We start from the raw sequence: 19,429 nt of genomic DNA, 5'->3' as shown, positions 1-19,429 counted from the left end.
GGCCGGACTGGCTGCAGCCGTACGCATAAAGAGTCGCGCCCGTTAAAGTTTCCTTGAGCTGACCATAACGGCCAGGATTGTCCGACCCGTCGCGCTGCAATTCCTGTTGAAAACTGCTCGACCGGGCCGGGGGAGCGGTTTTATATTTGCCGAATTCATTGGTTTTATTTCGGCATACTGGTTCGGCTGAGACTGGTATCCGACTGTATTTCAGCACCAATACGCGGCTTGTATTGATATTGACGTTTCTTGAGATGATGATCGCTTCAAAGCACAATGAGTCACATCATCTGCATGATCGGAGATCAGACTGCCCGGAGCATAACTTTTCATTCAGAGGACGCGGCTAGGAACCCGGTGATTGATAGTCCTGCGTTCAAGCCTGTCCCCGGCAATATCTGGCAGAGTCCGAGGAATACACGGTGATGGCCTTCTGGGGGCGCGCGAATCTCAGGACAGCTCGGGCGGACGCAGCGGATCCGCGCGCGGCTCAAGAGTCCGACCGGGCCGACACCATCGCCGAGCCCGTCGCCGAGACCGCCGCCGAGCCTGTGGTGGTGCGTCCGGAGGGCCGGGGCGCGGCCGCCGACGTGCTCCAGGCGCGGCTCGGCCTGTCGGAGGTCCAGCGCCGGACCCTGGATGCGCTGATCGACGAGCTCGGGATCATCTCGGCGGATGTCGAGGCCGACGTGCACGGCGTGTCGGACCGGTTCCAGCGGATCGCCACGACGACGCGGGGCCAGTCCGAGATCGTGCAGGGGCTGGTGACGGCGGTCCAGTCGGTCCGGATCGACGGGGCCGAGCGGCCGCTCGCCGAGGTCGCGGGGGCGCTCGGCGAGATCCTGGCGATGCTCAACGACCGGATCGGCTTCATGGCGTCGCGCGGCGCCACCATGGGGGATGCGCTGAACGGCGTGCTCGGCGAATTGTCCTCCGTGGACGGCAGCATCGCCGAGATCGAGAAGATCAACCGCCAGACCAACCTGCTGGCGCTGAACGCCAAGATCGAGGCGGCCCGGGCCGGGGAGGCCGGGAAGGCGTTCGCGGTGGTCGTCGACGAGGTCCGCAGCCTCGCCGGCACGATCAACGCCCTGTCGGGGGTGATCAAGCGGCAGATCGGCTCGATCGCCACCGGTCTGCGCAGCAGCCACGCGTTGCTGCACGACATCGCCACCATCGATATGTCGGAGGAGAGCCGCAACGCCGACGCCCGGGTCCGCCTGGTGATGCAGGCCCTGGTCGAGCAGAGTTCGCGATTCGCCGGCGTGCTGAGCCAGACCGTGCAGACCACCGAGGCGATCACCCAGGACGTCTCGGGCGCGATCGTGGCCATGCAGTTCCAAGACCTCGCCAAGCAGCGGATGCAGAACCTGCAGGCGATCCTGCGGGCGCTTCCGGCGGCCCCGGAGGCCGGCGCCGGGTCGGAGCGGGACTGGGCGGCCGCGATGATCGCCGGGTGTACCCTCGGCGAGGTCCGGGAGCGGATGTCCCACCGCCTGCTGGGCCAGGCGGCACCGGCGCGGCTGCACGACGACGATCCTCTGGCCGGCATCGACCTGTTCTGACTTCGCGCCCGTCTTCGGTGCGCGATGGGCGTATCCGATGCAAAAAATCTAGGGCGTTATGTAGAATTGGCGATTAGTCTGCGGAATTATTAGATTAATCTCGCTGTAGGTCTCCATATTTTGCAATCGAGAGCCGATTTTGTTCATCGCACCAAAATTAGGTTTCTTAAAGAAACGTATTTTAGCGCGGGAAAAGCGCAGATCTGAGATTTTTGATGGATAAAGCGCTTCATTTTTTAACGGGTTTAAAGTATGGTGTGGCCTGATTGATAGACCTGATCTCGGCTCTATCGCGGGGTATAGCCTTTGGGCAGCGTCCTCGGTGGGCGCGTGATCGCCCCGGTATTTTCGAAGACGGCGCAACGGGATCCGCTCGACGATGACTGATCACGATCCACGCGCGGTGTTCCTGGCGGAGGCCAATGAGCTTCTCGACCGCCTTGAGACCACGCTGCTCGACCTCGGCGACCGGCCCGGCGAAACCGCGCTGGTCGACACCGCGTTCCGGGCCCTGCACACGATCAAGGGATCGGGGGCGATGTTCGGCTTCGACCGGGTCGCGGCCTTCACGCACGATTTCGAGACCGCCTTCGACCTGGTCCGGCGCGGCGCGGTGCCGATCAGCGCCGAGCTGGTCAACGTCTCCCTCTCGGCGAAGGACTACATCCGCACGCTGATCGAGGATCCGGAGGTCACCGCCCCGGTGATCGGCGATGCGATCCTGGCCGAGCTCGAGCGCCTGGTCGGCCGCGCGCAGGCCCAGCCGGCGCAGCAGGAGGGGGCGCCGGCACAGGCGCAGGCGATCGCCGACGCGCCCGAGCCGGCCGCAGGCTGGCGGATCGGGATCGCGTTCGCCCCGGAGGTGCTGCGCAACGGCACCAACCCGCTGGCGCTGCTCGACGAGCTGCGCGAACTCGGCCCCTGCACACTGGTGCCCCGCCTCGACGCGCTGCCCGACCTCGGCGCCCTGGACCCGGAAAGCCTGGCGCTCGGCTGGGACGTGACCCTGCGCGGCGCCGCGACCCGGGAGGCGATCGAGGACGTCTTCCTGTTCGTGCGCGACGACATGGTGCTGACCCTGGCGCCGTTGCTGCATGGATCCCAGGACGCACCTCCGGGCGTCCCGGACCCAGAGCAGGAGCGGTCCGCCCTGCCGGCCGTCGCGCCGGCATCTGCGCCGGTGCCGGCTCCGCGCCCGTCCCCGCGCCAGCCCCCGTGCCGGCGGTGTCGGAGACGGCGCCTGCGCCCGTGGCCCGACCGCCGACCGTGCCGCCGGCGGCAAAACACCTGGGCGGCGCGGCCCCGCCCGCAGTGCCGAGCCGCGCGCGGCCAGCACCATGCGGGTCGAGGCCGAGCGGCTGGACGAGCTGCTCGACCGGGTCGGCGAACTGGTGATCGCCCAGGCCCGGCTGAGCCAGCTGGCCGGCCTCCACGCCGATGCCGGGCTCCAGACCATCGCGGAGGAGATCGAGCGGCTGTCGGCACAGCTGCGCGACACCACCATGAGCATCCGCATGGTGCCGATCGGGGCCCTGTTCAGCCGGTTCCGGCGCCTCGTCCACGACCTGTCGGGGGATCTCGGCAAGCCCGTGACCTTCGTGACCGAGGGCGAGGACACCGAACTCGACAAGACCGTGATCGAGCGCCTGGCCGATCCGCTGGTGCACCTCATCCGCAACGCCATCGACCACGGGATCGAGGATCCCGCCCGCCGGGGCGCCTCCGGCAAGAGCGCCACCGGGCGAATCACGCTCAGCGCCGAGCATGTCGGCGCCCAGGTCCACGTCAGCGTGCGCGACGACGGCGCCGGGCTCGACGTGGCGCGCATCCGCGCCAAGGCCGAGGAGCGCGGGCTGGTGGCGCCCGGCACCCCGCTCACCGACCAGCAGGTCTACCAGTTCCTGTTCGCGCCGGGCTTCTCCACGGCCCAAGCGATCTCGTCGCTGTCGGGCCGCGGCGTCGGCATGGACGTGGTCAAGCGGACCATCGAGGCCCTGCGCGGCTCGATCGACATCACCACCGAGCCGGGGGCGGGCACCGCCCTCGTGCTGCGCCTGCCGCTGACGCTCGCGATCATCGAGGGCCTGCTGATCCGGGTCGGCGACGGCCGCTACGTGCTGCCGCTGGCGGCCGTGGAGGAATGCGTCGAGCTGCCCGAGGGGGGGGGCGCAGCGACCGCGGCCGGGACTTCCTCAACATCCGCGGCGACCTCGTGCCGTTCCTGCGGCTGCGCACCCTGTTCGCGGCGGCCGGCGAGCCCGACCGCTACCAGAAGGTGATCATCGTCTCGGTGGGCGAGGCCCGGTTCGGGCTCGTGGCCGACCAGATCCTCGGCAATCACCAGACGGTGATCAAGTCGCTGTCGAAGCTGCACGCCGACGTCACGACCTTCTCGGGCGCCACGATCCTGGGCGACGGCACCGCGGCCCTCATCATCGACCCGGCCCAGCTGATGGCCGGCGGGCAGATCGGCGCCGCCCCGGACGGGCTGCGCGAATACCGCGAGGTGGCGTGATGACCGATTTCGTCGATGCGATCGAGCAGGGCCACGCCTTCCAGGTCGTGATGATGCGGATCGGCACCGAGACCTTCGCGCTCGGGGCCGGGATGGTGCGCGAGATCATCGACCCCATCCCGACCACCCGGGTCGCCGGGGCGCGGCCGCATCTCGGCCACGTGGTCAACGTGCGCGGCAACGTGGTGCCGCTCGCCGACATCCGCGAGCGCTTCGGCATGCCGATGGACGCCGCGACGGCCGATACCCGGTTCGTGGTGATCGAGCTGGATCTCGACGGCGACCCGACCCTGGTCGCGCTCGTGGCCGACAAGGTGTTCGAGGTGACCTCGGTGCCCCTCGAGACCCGCCAGCCGGCTCCGACGATCGGCACGTCGTGGCGGCCCGAATACATCCGTTCCATTGTAAAGTCCGGGGAAGAGTTCGTCATTATTCCGGACATGCAACAAATATTAAATTGATTGTGCTTGGAGATTGTCGATGCGCTTTTCAATCAAAGCCAAGCTCGCGGCCGGGTTCGGCGTCATGCTCATCCTCGTCGGACTGGCGGGTTGGGTCGGTTATTACAAGCTCGTGAATACCGATGCGGCCCTGCAATACGTGCTCGGCCGCGCGGACCTGAACACCCTCGCGCTGGAGGCCAAGTCCGATCTGTTCAACGCCATATCGCTGACGCGCGCCGCGGTGATCGCAGTCGACGACGACCAGATGGCGGTTTTCGCCAAGCAAGCGGCGGAGAGGCGCAGCGCCGTCCAGGCAAAGCTGTCCAAGATCAAGGATCAGATCGATACCGAGAAGGGCCTGCGGCTCTACGATGAGGTCAAGGGCCGGCTCGAGAAGCAGGCGGTGATCGCCGGCCAAGTCGTCACGCTGACCCAGGTCAATTCCAATGTCCGGACCTGGACCGAGATCGAAACGGTCGGCATCCCGGCACTGAGGGCCCTGCAGGCGGATCTCGAGGCTGTTTCGGCGAAGGCCGGGACCGACGCCGGCGTGGCCCGCGCCATCGCCGCATTCCAGATCCAGATCGAACGGGCCTGGGGCGGCCTGAAGGCCACCACCGGGGCGATCAGTTACCCCGCGCTGGAGCAGCATGTAAAAGCCGCGCGGACGTTGGAATCCAACCTCGCGCCGAGCCTCGACGCGCTGCTCCGCGCCCTGGCCGAGTCCAAGCACGGGATGGCCGGAGACCATAGCCAGGGGCCGCCCGTCCGGCCCTCGTTCGACCTCTGGATCGCCTCGTTCCGAAAGGCCCTGGCCACGGTCGAGAACGGCGCGACCATCCGCGCCGCCGACCTTGCTGCGGGCGACTACGTCACCGCCAGCACGGCGACCCTGCAGGCCATCGACGCCTTGGCTCAGTACGAGACCCAGCAGATGGCCGACGCGGCCGAGCACGCCCGGGTGGAAACGCGCGACGGGCGGACGATCCTGATCGCCACGGTCGCCGGGGCGCTGCTCCTCGGATTCGTCATCGCCACCTGGCTCGCCGTCTCGATCGCGCGCGGTCTCCTGCGGGCGGTCTCACTTGCCGAGGCCGTCGCGGTGGGAGACCTCGGCACGACGATCACCGTGACCTCGCGGGACGAGATCGGCGACCTCGTCGCCGCCCTGAACCGCATGACCGCCAGCCTCAACGACACGGCCGCGATCGCCAACGCGATCGCGGCGGGCGACCTCACGGTCGAGGCGCGCCCCCTCTCCGACAGGGACTCGATGGGCCGGGCGCTGCAGACGATGCTGGGCAAGCTCCGGGCGATTGTGGCCGACGCGTCGGTCGCCGCCGGCAACGTGTCGGCGGGCTCGCAGGAGCTGTCGGCCTCGGCCGAGCAGCTGTCGCAGGGCTCCACCGAGCAGGCGGCCTCCACCGAGGAGGCCTCGGCGTCGATGGAAGAGATGGCCGCCAACGTGAAGCAGAACGCCGAGAACGCCAGCCAGACCGAGACCATCGCGCGCCAGTCGGCCAAGGATGCCGAGGCCAGCGGCGCCGCGGTCGGCCGGGCGGTCGATGCGATGCAGACCATCGCTCAGAAGATCACCATCGTGCAGGAGATCGCCCGGCAGACCGACCTGCTGGCCTTGAACGCCGCCGTGGAGGCGGCCCGCGCCGGGGAGCACGGCCGCGGTTTCGCGGTGGTGGCGTCCGAGGTGAGGAAGCTCGCCGAGCGCAGCCAAGCGGCGGCCGCCGAGATCGGGACCCTGTCCTCCGACACGGTCAAGGCGGCCCAGCAGGCCGGCGAGATGCTCGGGCGGCTGGTGCCCGACATCCGCAAGACCGCGCTGCTGGTGGAGGAGATCTCCGCGGCGTGCCGGGAGCAGGATGTCGGCTCGGCCCAGATCAACCAGGCGATCCAGCAGCTCGACAAGGTGACCCAGCAGAACGCCAGCGCGTCCCAGCAGGTCTCGGCGACCTCCGAGGAGCTGGCGACCCAGGCCGAGCGGCTTCAGGCGACCATCGCCTACTTCCGCATCGAGGAGGCGGGTCCCGACGCCGCGGCCGCACAGCTGCGGACGACGGCAGCCTGGATGGCCGTGCCGGCCAGGGCCGCAGCCAAGCACCGCCCCGTCCGGAGCGCTCCGGTCGCGGTGGCCTCGCAGCCGGGCTTCGTCCTGAACATGAACGAGGGCGACGCCCGCGATTCGGAGTTCATCCGCGCCGCCTGAGCGGCGCCGACCTGGCGTCCTGTCCAGGCCGTCGCCGCCACGATCAACCGCCGTCCGGCCCCACCCGGACCCCGCCAACCGCAGGGTGCTCCCCGATCGAGATCCCCGCCCCCGAGGATGAAGGCCATGAACCTGCTCGACAACATTTCGATCCCGCGAAAGCTGTTCCTGGCCTTCACCCTGATGCTGGTGGTCAGCCTCGGCATCAACGGTATCGTGTACTGGAAATCAGCCGAGATCCGTCAGTCGGTGAACTGGACCGACCACACCATCAAGGTGATCGACACCGCCGACCGGGCGCTGGCCGGCATGGTCAACCAGGAGACCGGCTATCGCGGCTTCCTGCTCTCCGGGGATGCCAAGTTCCTGGCGCCCTACCAGAAGGGCTGGGAGGCCTTCAACGTTGCCTGGCGGCAGGCCAAGGCGCTGACCTCCGACAACCCGGCCCAGCAGGAGCGGCTCGAGACGATTCGCAAGCAGGCCGAGGCCTGGCATGACGGCGTCGCCGAGAAGGGCATCGCCGGGATGGCCAATCCCGAGACCCGCGAGGCCGCGCGCCAGACCGAGATCGCCGGCGCCGGCAAGGCGGCCATGGACGGCCTGCGCGCCGAGGTCGCCGAGATGGTCAACGTCGAGAACACCCTGATGCGCACCCGCCAGGACGCGCAGAATGCGGCCTTCGAGACCACGACGCAGATGATCCTGCTCGGCATCGCGGCCAACCTCGTGATCGCCGTCGCGATCGGGTTCGTGCTGGTCCGCACCGTGGCGAAGCCGGTCACCGCAATCAGCACCCGCCTGGCGACCCTGGCGACGCCGTTCGAGACCGGCCGCCTCGACGAGGTCGGCCGGATCCAGGGCACCGCTCTGGCGGTGGAGCAGGCCTTCCGGGAGATCTCGGACGTGCTGGCCGCCGCCTCGCTCGGCGACTTCACCAAGACCCTCACGAAGGATTTCGGCGGGCTCAGCAGCGAGGTCCAGGCCCATCTCCGGGCGACGACCGACAACCTGCAGGTAATCGCCGGCGTCGCCTCGGCGATCGCGGCGGGCAACCTGACCATCGAGGCCAAGCGCCTGTCCGACAAGGACGTGCTCGGCATCGCCCTGGAGCAGATGCTGGGCAAGCTCCGGGCCGTGGTGACGGAGGCCGCCACCGCCGCCGGCAACGTGTCGGCGGGTTCGCAGGAGCTGTCGGCCTCGGCCGAGCAGCTGTCGCAGGGCTCCACCGAGCAGGCGGCCTCCACCGAGGAGGCGTCCGCCTCCGTCGAGGAGATGGCCGCCAACGTGAAGCAGAACGCCGAGAACGCCAGCCAGACCGAGGCGATCGCGCGCCAGTCGGCCAAGGATGCCGAGGCCAGCGGCGCCGCGGTGGGACGCGCCGTCGATGCGATGCAGACCATCGCCCAGAAGATCACCATCGTGCAGGAGATCGCCCGGCAGACCGACCTCTTGGCGCTCAACGCCGCCGTGGAGGCTGCCCGCGCCGGCGAGCACGGCCGGGGTTTCGCGGTGGTGGCGTCCGAGGTGAGGAAGCTCGCCGAGCGCAGCCAAGCGGCGGCCGCCGAGATCGGGACCCTGTCCTCCGACACCGTCAAGGCGGCCCAGCAGGCCGGCGAGATGCTCGGGCGGCTGGTGCCCGACATCCGCAGGACTGCGCTGCTGGTGGAGGAGATCTCCGCGGCGTGCCGGGAGCAGGATGTCGGCTCGGCCCAGATCAACCAGGCGATCCAGCAGCTCGACAAGGTGACCCAGCAGAACGCCAGCGCGTCCCAGCAGGTCTCGGCGACCTCCGAGGAGCTGGCGACCCAGGCCGAGCGGCTTCAAGCGACCATCGCCTACTTCCGCATCGAGGACGCCGAGACGGGCATCGACCAGGCGGTCTCGCGGCTGCGTGGCGTGGCAACCCGGATGGGGACTGCGCCGGCCGCGGCCTCCCCAGCCCGGGGCGGCGCCAAAGCCCGCGCCGGCCGGCCGACCCTCGCCCCGGCGGTGGCTTCGCCCTGGACATGGGCGAGGGTGACGCCCGCGATGCCGACTTCGTCCGCGTCGCCTGACCGATCCCGGCACCGCGCGGGCTCCCTCCGCGCGGCGCCTCCCGTCGAGACGCCCGATCCCCGAGACCCCCGATCCTCACGTCGCCGCGACGAAGCCCCGTGTCCCCCGCGTTCCGGGCCGGATCCGGCCAGCCGCGACCCAGCCGGAGACCAGCATGTCCAGCCTGTGGCAATACCTGACCCTCGGCCTCGATCGCGAGATCTTCGGGATCGACATCGAATCCGTACACGAGATCCTCGATTACCGCCCGCCGGCGTCCCTGCCGCAGGCGCCGCCGTTCCTGGTCGGCATGATCGACGTGCGCGGCCAGAGCTACCCGGTGGTGGACCTGCGGACCAAGCTCGGCCTGCCGGCGATCCCGGCGACCCCGGCGACCCGGATCATCCTGCTGAACATCCCCATGGGCGACCGGCCGATGCGGGTCGGCTTCGTGGCCGACCGGGTCATCGAGGTGACCGAGCTCGACAGCGCGGAGCTGGAGCCCGCCCCCGATGTCGGCGGCCGCTGGCGCTCGACCTACATCGCCGGCATCGGCCGGAAGGGCGACGCCTTCGTGGTGGTGTTCGACCTCCGGGCGCTGATGGCCGGGGAAGACCCGGCGCTCCTGTTGCCTTCGCTCGCGGCCTGATCGCCCCACCGGGAGCCACACCATGCCGCGCCTGAACGACCGCCATTTCGAAACCGTCGCGGAGATGATCCAGGACCGGGTCGGAATCCAGATCCCACCGGCCAAGCGCACCATGGTGGAGGGCCGGCTGCGCAAGCGCATGCGCGCGCTCGACATCGAGACCCTGACGGAATACGGGCGGCACGTGTTCGATCACGGCCACCTCGCCGAAGAGTTCGTCCACATCGTCGATTGCGTCACCACCAACAAGACCGACTTCTTCCGCGAGCCGGCGCATTTCGACCAGCTCCGGGACGAGCTGATCCCGATGCTGCGCCGGAACGGCATCACGCAGGCGCGGCTCAAGCTGTGGAGCGCCGCCGCCTCCACGGGGGCCGAGGCCTACACCCTCGCGATGGTGCTGCACGACATGGCGATGGCCGGGCACGCCATCGACTACGCGATCCTCGGCACCGACGTTTCCACGGAGGTGCTGCGGGTCGCCGCCGACGGCATCTATCCGGACGACGTCCTCCAGGCGGTGCCGCCGCATTTCCGCAGGCGCTACGTGATGAACGCCCGCAACCCGTCCTGGAAGGTCGGGCGGATCGTCCCGGAGCTGCGCAGCCGGGTCCATTTCAAGCACCTGAACCTGATGAACGCACAATATCCGGTCGATCGCGACGTGGACATCATCTTCTGCCGGAACGTTCTGATCTATTTCGACAAGGATACCCAGCGGGCTGTGCTGTCCAGGCTGGCCACGCACCTGCGGCCCGGCGGCTTCCTGGTGGTCGGCCACTCGGAATCGATGGCCGGGGCCGGGGTGCCGGGCCTGGCTCAGATCTCCTCGACCATCTTCGGCCGGACGCCGGGCGCGGTCGCGTGAGGCGGGGCGCGCCGATCCGCGTCCTGATCGTGGACGATTCCGCCTCGGTCCGGCAGACCCTGGTGGGCATCCTTGAGGCTGCCCCCGACATCACCGTGCTGGGCACGGCGGCCGACCCGTTCATCGCGGCGCGGCGCATCCACGACGAGGTGCCGGACGTCATCATCCTCGACCTCGAGATGCCCCGGATGGACGGGCTGACCTTCCTGCGCAAGATCATGGCGCAGCGGCCGATCCCGGTGATCGTCTGCTCGACGCTCACCGAGGACGGCTCGCGGACCCTGTTCGAAGTGCTGGAGGCGGGGGCGGTCGATGTCTTCCCGAAGCCCCGCGTCGACACCCGCCAGTTCCTGATGGAATCCTCCGTGCGGGTCTGCGACGCCGTGCGGGCGGCGGCCCGGGCGAAGCTGCGCCCGGGCCTTCCGGCTCCCCGGCCGGTGGAGGCCAAGCTCACCGCCGACGCCGTGCTGCCGCTCAGCGCCCGCCCCCGGGCCCTGGCCGGGACGGATCCGATCGTCTGCATCGGCGCGTCCACGGGCGGCACCGAATCCCTGCGCGACGTGCTGGAGGCGCTGCCGCCGGATTGCCCGGGCCTGGTCATCGTCCAGCACATGCCCGAGCACTTCACGGCGGCCTTCGCCAAGCGGCTGGACGGGCTCTGCGCCATCGCGGTCAAGGAGGCGGAGGACGGCGACGCGGTGGTCCCCGGGCGGGCCCTGATCGCCCCCGGCGGGCGGCACCTGCTGCTCCAGCGCAGCGGCATCCGCTACACCGTGGCGGTGAAGGACGGCCCGCTGGTCTCGCGCCACCGCCCGTCGGTGGACGTGCTGTTCCGCGGGGCCGCGCAATGCGCCGGCGCCAACGCGCTCGGCATCCTCATGACCGGCATGGGTGACGACGGCGCCAACGGCCTCCTGGAGATGCGCCGGGCCGGCGCGCTCACGGTGGCGCAGGACGAGGAGAGCTGCGTGGTGTTCGGCATGCCCAAGGAGGCGATCGAGCGTGGCGCCGCGGCCAAGGTCCTGCCGCTGGACCGGCTGTCCCACGAGATCATCCGCTTCGGCTGCGCCCCGGCCCAGCGCCAGCCGGCGTGAGCCGGAGCGCCGCGGGCGCGCGCACTCAGCCGCCGCGCAGCAGGGCGCCGAGCGCGTCCGTCACAAAATCGGCGACGCGGCGGATCCGGGCGTTGCCGCGCACCTCCTCGTGCAGGACCAGCCAGACCGGCAGCGGCGCGAGGGCAAGGCCGATCTGTGCCTGCTCCAGCTCGGGGTGGCGTCCCGCCAGGAGGACCTGGGCGAAGCCGAGGCCGGCCCCGGCCCGCATCAGGTTCCAGTAGGCCATCTGGTCGTCGCAGCGGATCGGGAAATCCGTGCGCGCCGCCCGGAGCCCGTGGGCGGCATAGGCCCGCAGCAGGGCGTCGCTGCGGTCGAAGCCGAGGACGTCGTGCTCATCGAGGTCCGCCACCGTGCGGGGCCGACCGCGGCGCTCGAAATAGCCGCGGGTGCCGAACAGGCCGAGCGGCGCCTCTCCGAGCCTGCGGGCGATCAGCGCATTCTGGGTCGGGTCGAACATCCGGATGGCGATGTCGGCATCCCGGCGCAGCAGGTTCTGGGCCTGATCCGAGGCGACGAGTTCAATCTGGATGCACGGCTCGGCCGCCCGCAGGTCCGCCAGGATCGGCGGCAGCAGCAGGTTGGCGACCATCACGGAGGCCGTGATGCGCACCGTCCCGCGCAGGCCCTGCGCGCGACCCTGAGCCTTGAGCGCGAAGGTTTCGGCGGCTTCGCCCATGGCGCGCGCGGCGTCGATCAGGCCGAGGGCCGCCTCGGTCGGATCGAGCCCCCGGGCCGAGCGTGTGAACAGGGTGACGCCGAGCGCGGTCTCCAGCGCGCGGATATGCCGGCTCAGGGTCGGCTGGGTCGCCCCGATGCGCGCCGCGGCCGCCGACAGCGAGCCGGTCTCCACCACCGCCAGGAAGGCACGCAGCAGGGTCCAGTCGAGGGTATTCATATTTCGGGTACCGCCATGCCGAATCTCGATATCGCCATTCGGAAATGGATCGGCGAGCCTCGGGATCGTCAAGCGGGAGACGACGTCATGGCCGGAATGGTAACGGGAGTGCCGCGGCTGCTCCTGCGTCTCGAAGGCGTCTGCATCGCCGCTGCCGCCACGGTGGCGTATGGCCGCCTGGACGCCGGCTGGTGGCTGTTCGCCCTGCTCTTCTTCGCCCCCGACCTGACCCTGCTGGGCTATGTCGCCGGGCGGTCGGCGGGGGCTGCGCTCTACAACGCCGCACACGGGTACGGCCCGCCTGTCGCATGCCTGGCCTGGGGCGTGTTCGGGCCGGCCCCGGAGGCCCTCGTGGCGGGGCTGATCTGGGCCGCCCATATCGGCTTCGATCGTGCCCTCGGCTACGGCCTCAAATACGCCGACGGCTTCGGCGTGACGCATCTGGGGCCGCTGGGGGGTGGTCCGAGGGGTTCGCGGGCCGACGCGTGACGGAGCACCAATCGGCGGCCCCCAGCCCAGCACCGGCTGGCGTCGGGCATCCGAGGCCGGCCCTGTCGGCGCCGTCTGTCGCGATCCGAGGAGCGTGCCGCCCCGCGCCCGTCGATCCAGGAGGCGCGCGAGGCCGGGAAAGACCGGTCAGGCGGGGCTTTCAAAACCGCACGCGCTCCCACGGGGCCCGACCGGCGCGTCTTCGTGAGGCGCTCACCATCGGAGGGCCGGCGCGCGCCTTCCGGGCCACGACCGAACCCTCCCTGCTTCCGATGTCCCGGCCGCGGGTCAGGCCCGGCGGCGTTGGCCCGACAGCGTGTCGTTGGCGACGGCGCGGGGCGCCTCGGACTGGATGTTCACCATCGGCTTGTGCGCGGCGGCGGGATGCCGGCTGCGCACGGCGGCAAGGAGGAGGCCGGCGAAGACCGCCGCGCTTCCCGCGCCGAACGGGGCCAGGAGGACCGCGCCGGGGCCGAACCATGGCCATGCGCCGACACAGGTCAGAATGCCACCCGCCAGGGTGGCCAGCACCAGAACGAACACTTCGCCCCCGTATTCATTTTCGAACGCGTCGCCGACGCGCCAGTCACATAGATTACCGTCGCACAGGTCTCCCCGGCAACCCCGGTATTTTTGCAGGACGCGCGACGAAAACGGCTCGCTCCATGTCCAATACGCAGATCGGACGCGGGTGACTGCAGCGAAAGCACGGTTCGACCAATAAAGTATCGAACCGGATTTCATGGTGCCTCAAGACTTTTTCTAGACCTGCGCTTGGTGTTCGACGGGCGCCGGGCCACCGCATACGCGAAGGTCTGTCTCGATCGCGTGCAGTCCCGGACCTGTCGCTCTGCTCTGGAAGCCTGCGCCGGGGCCATCGACAGCGCTGCTGCTCCCGGGCGCTGCGCGCATCGCCAAACCCGGAAAACCCACCGCAGACGGCAATCAGGAGCCTCTGACGGTGCAGGATCCCGACCCGCCGATGAGGCCGGATCCGGCGCAACATCCGGCCCCGCAAAGGAAATTTCGCCATCGCGCGCCGTCGCGGTGCCGCACGGTGCGGATCGGGTCTCGCCTGGGACGCGGCGCGACCCGCGCGGCCCCGCCGCCCACGATTACAACTTGCGAGATGTTTAAAGCTAACCCGAGATAGTCCGTGACGGCCCCGCATGGGTTGTGTCTGATGCCATTCGACACAACCCACAGGGTACCCTGTGAGACCGAACCCGATCCGCCCCGGGGCTTTGCTGTCGGCCGATGCCGGACCCGCCCGAGGATCCGGTGGCGGTCGCGGGCCGAGCGCCACCGGCCCGAACGACACCGCGCGCGACGATTCCCGGGCACCAGTAAGCCCCTTGCCGGCGCGGTCGCCAAGCGCGGTCGCCAAGCGCGGTCGCTATGCCCGGTGCCGACCGGTGAATCCCCATGCCTGCGCGCGGCTGGTGCTGGCCGGTGCCGTGCTTCTGGGATTCGCGGGCGCCGCCTGCGCCCGGGATGTCCGCGAGCCGGACGAATCGACCCTGGACCGGCATGGCCATTACCGCAGCCGCGACGGCTCCGAGGTGCATCGCCCGGCCAAGACCCGCGACGGCGGCAAGCCGGCCGGCGCCACGGCCAAGTGCCGCGACGACACCTGGAGCTTCAGCCACACGAGGCGCGGCACCTGCTCCGGCCATGGCGGCGTGGCGCGGTGGGAGGGGTGAGGCGGTGCCCCGAAGATCTGCCTAAAATCCGTTTCTAGGATTTTAGAGATTGACACCGTCGCGCTCCTCGGGTACAAGACAGGCACGGTCGAGAAGTGTGCGGAGCGGCGGCGATGCGGTCCTTCGATGCGCTCCCGTCGGAGCGGCGCGCCCTGGCCGAGCAGCTCCTGCGCGAGACTGCGTTGACGCTCGACGAGATCAGCGCCCGCACCGGCGTCAAGCCGGCCACGATCTCCACCTGGAACGCCCGGTCCGGCTGGCTGAGGCCGCGCCGCTGGCGGCAGGACGTGGTGACGCGCTGGCCGGAGGCGCGCCGGCGGCGCTCGGCCGCCTCATCGGCGCGGCGCAGAACGATCCCGGCGACGTCGCCGGGCGGTCGGGATCGGGCGCGACGCCGCCCGCCGGCTGATGGCGGTCTGCGGCGTGGCCCGGCCCGAGCCGCCGGCCGAGCCCGAACGTGAGCCCCAGACCGAGTTTTCGAGGCGGCGGTCGAGCGCGGGATCCTCGATCCGGACTCGGCGGCAGACCCGCCGGTCCTGCGGGCGCACCTGCGCGCCCACATCGCCCGGCAGATCGCCGCCTTCGACGCCGCCTTGAGCGGGCAGGGGCGGCGGTGCTGGATTCCGCCCGGGTGCTCCGCGACCTCGGCGGTCTCAAGCGGCTGCTCGACGAGATCGCTCCAGGGCAGGCGCGTGCGCGGACCGGCGGACAGGCGCAGGGGAGGGCGGCGATGGCGGCACCGGACCCGACCTGCCTGCGCTCCGCACGGAGATCGCGCGCCGCTATGCTGGCTTTGTCCGCGACCGGAAGGCTGCCTGACTTCCTCGCGACCCTGCCGGCGCCGTTGGTCTGCGCCCTGGCCGACGACTGGCTGCACCAGGCCCGCCCCGACCAGCTGCCGCCCGCCGAGACCGCGACGCCCTGGACCACCTGGGCGGTGATCGGCGGCCGCGGCTGCGGCAAGACCCGCACCGGAGCCGAGTGGGTCGATGCGCTGGCCCGGGGCGATCCGGCCTTCACGCCGGAGCCGGTCGGGCGCATCGCCCTGGTGGGCGAGACCCATCTCGACGTGCGCGACGTGATGGTCGAGGGGCCGTCCGGCCTGCTCAACCTGCCGGCCCGGGGCCGGGTGCGCCCGCGCTGGTCGCCGAGCCTGCGCCGGCTCGCCTGGGACAACGGCGCGGTGGCCCAGGCCTTCTCGGCGGAGGAGCCGACGCGCTGCGCGGCCCGCAATTCGGCGCCGCCTGGTGCGACGAGGCCGCCAAGTGGCGCCGGCCCGAGGCCGCGTTCGACATGCTGCAATTCGGGCTGCGGCTGGGCACCCGCCCGCGCAACCTCGTCACCACTACGCCCCGGCCGGTGCCGCTGATCCGCCGCCTGCTCGCCGACCCGCGCACCGTGGTCAGTCGCGCCCGCACCCACGACAATGCCCGGCACCTCGCCCCGGATTTCCTGGAGCAGGTGGTCGGGCGCTATGCCGGCACCCGCCTCGGCCGCCAGGAACTCGACGGCGAGCTGATCGCCGACCGGGACGACGCCCTGTGGGACCGTGCCGCCCTGGAGGTCGGCCGGGTCGGCGCCGCGCCGGAGCTCGCCCGGATCGTGGTGGCCGTGGATCCGCCCGCGACCTCGGCGCGCGCTCGGATGCCTGCGGGATCGTGGCCGCGGGTCGGGCCGGCACCCACGCCTACGTGCTGGCGGACGCGAGCCTCGCCCGGGCGAGCCCCCAGGCCTGGGCCGGGGCGGCGCTGGCGCTCTATCATCGGTTTCGGGCCGACGCCCTGGTGGTCGAGGTCAACCAGGGCGGCGAGATGGCCGCCGCGGTCCTGGCCCAGTGCGACCCGGCGGTGCCGGTCACGCCCGTCCGCGCGACGCGGGGCAAGTACCTGCGCGCCGAGCCGGTGTCGCTGCTCTACGCCCGGGGGCTCGTCCACCATGTCGGGGCCTTCCCGGCCCTGGAGGACGAGCTGTGCGATTTCGGTCCGGACGGCCTGTCGAGCGGCGGCTCGCCCGATCGCCTCGACGCCCTGGTCTGGGCGGTGACGCACCTGCTGCTCGACGCACCCCGCGCGCCGCGGATCCGCGGCCTCTGAAACCAAATTGTGCGCGGTCACACGGGAACGTGACGCCGGGCTGCATCCTTAAATTGCATACACGCAGGGCGACTGCTATAAACCCGTGTACATCGGAGGATGGCCCGTGAACTCGGATGTTAATCCTGAGAGCTGTCTGTCCGACGGAGCCCATCGGCGCCTCCGGATGATCGCTGAGACCCTCGGCTGCCCGGTGGGCGATTTCTACGGTGTGGCGACGGTCCGCCCCGACCTGAGCGCGACGGTCGAGCTGCTGCGCCTGTGGAACGCGATCGCGAGCGAGACCGATCGGGCCGCGGTTCTGCGCTGCGCCCGAGAGGCCGCCAACGTCGTCAGCCGCGAAGTCGAGGCCGTCTGATCGGCGTCGCGGCGTTCGGTTTTCGTTTGGCCTCATCCGGAATCCGGCGGCGACCTCTCGGGACGATGTCCGAGCCCGGCGTGCCCCAATCTCGAATACCCTGCCTTCTGACGCGGTAAGTCGCCCGATCGGCGGATCTTTGCCCTGCATCCTGCGGCGCACACGCAGCCGCCGCGAAGGTTGGGCCGACATCGCTCTCAACATCAGGCTCGCGATACCCGCCGCGTCCACAGGGGCGGAGGCGCGTCGCGCCCGTTCCCGCACTGCCTAAGCGCGTCGGCTGCCGATGCGGCGCTGCGAAGCCTCGACGCGGGGTTGGGATGGCCCGCGCTTGCAGGGCGCCGGATCCAAGCCGTGCTGTCGAAGCGCGCACAAAACAATACGGCGCGCTTCTGCGGGAAGCGCGCCGGGAGTCGGTTCGTGGTCTCTGGAACGAACTGCATCCTGAATACACGACTTCGCCCATCCAGGCTGTAGCGGCGTCGCCACGGTGCCGGTTCGGGTGCGGTGTATTCGCCGCAGCCGCCGTGATGCCCGAGGGCGCTGGCCGAGACCATCCGAAGCCTCCCGGTCCAGGCCCGGCCCTCCCGGGCCGGCGGACGCTCGGAGGTCGACATCATCATGGCGCAGGAGCGGACCGGCATGGCGACCTTCCTTGATCGGATGGCGCGGGTGGCGCGCCGCGCCACCGGGGGCCCTCCGGGGCCGGCCCTCGCCACCAAGGCCGCCCCGGCCTTCGCGCTCTACACCGACGGGCGAGCGAGCTGGACCGCCCGGGACCCGGCGGCGCTGGCAAGGGCCGGCTACCAGCGCAACCCGATCGTGCACCGGGCGGTCCGGCTGGTCGCCGAGGGGGCGGCCAGCCTGCCGCTCATGGCCACCGGACCGGGCGCCGGCCATGCGGCCGATCTCCTGGCGCTGCTCGCCCGGCCGAACCCGCGCGAGAGCGGCACGCGCCTGCTCGAGACCGTCTACGCGGACCTGACGCTCAGCGGCACCGCCTACCTGGAGGCGGTGAGCCTCGACGGGCGGATCGCGGCCCTGCAGAGTCTGCGGCCCGGCCGGATGCGGATGCTGCCGGGTCCCGACGGCTGGCCCGCCGCCTACGTCTACACGGTGGGCGGCAGCAGCCGGCGGTTCGACCTGCCGGCACCCGGCGCGCCCGAGGTGCCCCCGATCCTGGCGCTCAGCCTGTTCCACCCGGACGACGACTATGCCGGCCTCGCCCCGATCGAGGCCGCCGCCACCGCCCTCGACATCCACAACGCCGCGAGCGCCTGGAACAAGGCGCTGCTCGACAACGCGGCGCGGCCTTCGGGTGCGCTGGTCTTCGCCGGCGCGGCGCTCACCGAACCGCAATTCGACCGGCTGAAGGCCGAGCTGGAGGCGAATTACCAGGGGGCCGCCAATGCCGGCCGGCCGCTGCTCCTGGAGGGCGGCCTGGACTGGAAGCCCCTGGCGCTGTCGCCCCGGGACATGGACTTCGTCGAGGCCAAGAACGCCGCCGCCCGGGAGATCGCCCTGGCGTTCGGGGTACCGCCCCTGCTGCTCGGCCTGCCCGGCGACAGCACCCACGCCAACTACGCCGAGGCCAACCGGGCGCTCTACCGCCAGACCCTGATCCCGCTCGCAGCCCGCACCGCCCAGGCGCTGGCCGGCTGGCTGGAGCCGGCCTTCGGACCGATGGACCTGGAACCCGACCTCGACCGGATCGAGGCTCTGTCGGGCGAGCGGGAATCCCTGTGGCGCCGGGTCGAGGCGGCCGGGTTTCTGTCGGTCTCCGAGAAGCGCGAGGCGGTGGGCTACCCGCCACTCCCGGGGGCCGGGGCCTGAGGTCCCGGCGGGTCCGGGCGGAGCCCGGATCTTGGTTCGCGCAGCACTCAGTTTCGGAGCCTTGCAATGGATGGCCATTTCTCCGGCTACGCCAGCGTGTTCGGCGTGCCCGATCTCGGCCGCGACGTGGTGGTGCCGGGCGCGTTCGCGACCAGCCTGGCCCGGCGGGGGGCAGCGGGGGTGAGGCTGTTGTTAGCTCAAGACGTAGTAATTTAAACGTTTAAGATCAATGAGATAGTTTTTGAACCGGGGTCATACCTACAAGCAGGCCGACACACGGTTGGCAGCTTGTTGCCCGCACGGGATGCGCGAGCGGCGTTCGTGAGGGGCAGACATCAACCGGAAAAGCTCAGTGCCTAATGCCGAGATCGTCGGCGGCCTAAGCCCCCGCTGACCTTCCACGTCCGCCCCAAGCATCCCCCTCACACCGCTGAGGGGCGGGCGTGGATGCTGCAAAATCCAAGGGCGTGCTGGAAACAAGTTGTTCAGCCCTGGGTTGTCGGTCGGATCCGCCCCTATGGCGGAACACCACCGGCCGGCAGCACTTTCGCAGAAAGCGACCGCCAATCATGTTCGAGCTTGCCTTCACGGTTGCCTACTCAGCCGGGGCGTTCGTTGCGGTCGGCGTGATCCTCAGAGGCCTCACCG

At 70.5% G+C, this 19,429-nt stretch carries 15 protein-coding genes and 4 pseudogenes; 17 read left to right on the top strand and 2 right to left on the bottom strand.

The window, feature by feature from the left end; genetic code table 11:
* Positions 1-425: 425 nt before the first annotated feature.
* From FVA80_RS19725 to FVA80_RS19685, 10 genes and pseudogenes are all read left to right on the top strand, one after another.
* Positions 426-1,565, top strand: coding sequence for a methyl-accepting chemotaxis protein (locus tag FVA80_RS19725; RefSeq protein ID WP_147910415.1), 1,140 nt, complete (start codon positions 426-428; stop codon positions 1,563-1,565).
* A 379-nt stretch (positions 1,566-1,944) separates the two neighbouring features.
* Positions 1,945-2,175 (top strand): annotated as a pseudogene (locus tag FVA80_RS31395) (Hpt domain-containing protein); the annotation flags it as partial.
* 727 nt (positions 2,176-2,902) lie between these two features.
* A complete protein-coding gene (locus tag FVA80_RS31390) occupies positions 2,903-3,844 on the top strand; it encodes an ATP-binding protein (protein ID WP_246692037.1) in 942 nt (313 codons plus the stop codon).
* Positions 3,778-4,080, top strand: coding sequence for a chemotaxis protein CheW (locus FVA80_RS31385; protein ID WP_246692438.1), 303 nt, complete (start codon positions 3,778-3,780; stop codon positions 4,078-4,080). Before FVA80_RS31390 ends, FVA80_RS31385 begins: the two co-directional genes overlap by 67 nt.
* The gene (locus FVA80_RS19715) at positions 4,080-4,541 is read left to right on the top strand and encodes a chemotaxis protein CheW (RefSeq protein ID WP_147910928.1); all 462 of its coding nucleotides are present in this window, start codon (positions 4,080-4,082) and stop codon (positions 4,539-4,541) included. The genes FVA80_RS31385 and FVA80_RS19715 overlap by 1 nt, the downstream gene beginning before the upstream one ends.
* A 19-nt stretch (positions 4,542-4,560) precedes the next feature.
* Positions 4,561-6,744: a methyl-accepting chemotaxis protein gene (locus FVA80_RS19710; protein ID WP_147957859.1), complete on the top strand. Its 2,184-nt coding sequence runs from the start codon at positions 4,561-4,563 to the stop codon at positions 6,742-6,744.
* A gap of 126 nt (positions 6,745-6,870) precedes the next feature.
* A pseudogene (locus FVA80_RS19700) lies at positions 6,871-8,798 on the top strand (CHASE3 domain-containing protein).
* A gap of 155 nt (positions 8,799-8,953) precedes the next feature.
* Positions 8,954-9,427, top strand: coding sequence for a chemotaxis protein CheW (locus FVA80_RS19695; RefSeq protein WP_147910601.1), 474 nt, complete (start codon positions 8,954-8,956; stop codon positions 9,425-9,427).
* Positions 9,428-9,449: 22 nt separating this feature from the next.
* Complete coding sequence (locus FVA80_RS19690; RefSeq protein WP_147910600.1) at positions 9,450-10,295, top strand: CheR family methyltransferase; 846 nt, start codon at positions 9,450-9,452, stop codon at positions 10,293-10,295.
* On the top strand, positions 10,292-11,389 hold the full coding sequence (locus tag FVA80_RS19685) for a chemotaxis response regulator protein-glutamate methylesterase (RefSeq protein WP_147910599.1): 1,098 nt from the start codon (positions 10,292-10,294) through the stop codon (positions 11,387-11,389). Before FVA80_RS19690 ends, FVA80_RS19685 begins: the two co-directional genes overlap by 4 nt.
* Before the next feature lie 25 nt (positions 11,390-11,414).
* On the opposite strand, the gene FVA80_RS19680 is transcribed toward FVA80_RS19685, so the two are convergent.
* Positions 11,415-12,305, bottom strand: coding sequence for a LysR family transcriptional regulator (locus tag FVA80_RS19680; RefSeq protein ID WP_147910598.1), 891 nt, complete (start codon positions 12,303-12,305; stop codon positions 11,415-11,417).
* Positions 12,306-12,392: 87 nt separating this feature from the next.
* Between FVA80_RS19680 and FVA80_RS19675 the strand changes: the two genes are divergently transcribed.
* Positions 12,393-12,794: a DUF4260 domain-containing protein gene (locus tag FVA80_RS19675; protein WP_147910597.1), complete on the top strand. Its 402-nt coding sequence runs from the start codon at positions 12,393-12,395 to the stop codon at positions 12,792-12,794.
* Between the two features lie 288 nt (positions 12,795-13,082).
* Here FVA80_RS19675 and FVA80_RS19670 read toward each other — a convergent pair whose 3' ends face one another.
* On the bottom strand, positions 13,083-13,538 hold the full coding sequence (locus FVA80_RS19670) for a hypothetical protein (protein ID WP_147910596.1): 456 nt from the start codon (positions 13,536-13,538) through the stop codon (positions 13,083-13,085).
* A 671-nt stretch (positions 13,539-14,209) separates the two neighbouring features.
* Here FVA80_RS19670 and FVA80_RS19665 point away from each other — a divergent pair.
* From FVA80_RS19665 to FVA80_RS19640, 6 genes and pseudogenes are all read left to right on the top strand, one after another.
* The gene (locus tag FVA80_RS19665) at positions 14,210-14,497 is read left to right on the top strand and encodes a DUF3761 domain-containing protein (RefSeq protein ID WP_246692036.1); all 288 of its coding nucleotides are present in this window, start codon (positions 14,210-14,212) and stop codon (positions 14,495-14,497) included.
* A 113-nt stretch (positions 14,498-14,610) separates the two neighbouring features.
* The gene (locus FVA80_RS19660; protein ID WP_147957858.1) at positions 14,611-14,958 is read left to right on the top strand and encodes a hypothetical protein; all 348 of its coding nucleotides are present in this window, start codon (positions 14,611-14,613) and stop codon (positions 14,956-14,958) included.
* A 323-nt stretch (positions 14,959-15,281) separates the two neighbouring features.
* A pseudogene (locus FVA80_RS19655) lies at positions 15,282-16,590 on the top strand (terminase family protein).
* A gap of 166 nt (positions 16,591-16,756) precedes the next feature.
* Entirely contained in the window at positions 16,757-16,948 is a 192-nt protein-coding gene (locus FVA80_RS19650) for a hypothetical protein (protein WP_147910588.1), read from the top strand.
* A gap of 642 nt (positions 16,949-17,590) precedes the next feature.
* Positions 17,591-18,781: a phage portal protein gene (locus tag FVA80_RS19645; RefSeq protein WP_147910587.1), complete on the top strand. Its 1,191-nt coding sequence runs from the start codon at positions 17,591-17,593 to the stop codon at positions 18,779-18,781.
* A gap of 66 nt (positions 18,782-18,847) precedes the next feature.
* Positions 18,848-18,973, top strand: a pseudogene (locus FVA80_RS19640) (HK97 family phage prohead protease); the annotation flags it as partial.
* Positions 18,974-19,429 lie beyond the last annotated feature (456 nt).

This window comes from Methylobacterium sp. WL1 (assembly GCF_008000895.1).
Lineage (GTDB): Bacteria > Pseudomonadota > Alphaproteobacteria > Rhizobiales > Beijerinckiaceae > Methylobacterium.
The sequence above is the reverse complement of the archived record's forward strand: the minus strand, read 5'-3'. Positions and strand labels throughout refer to the sequence as shown.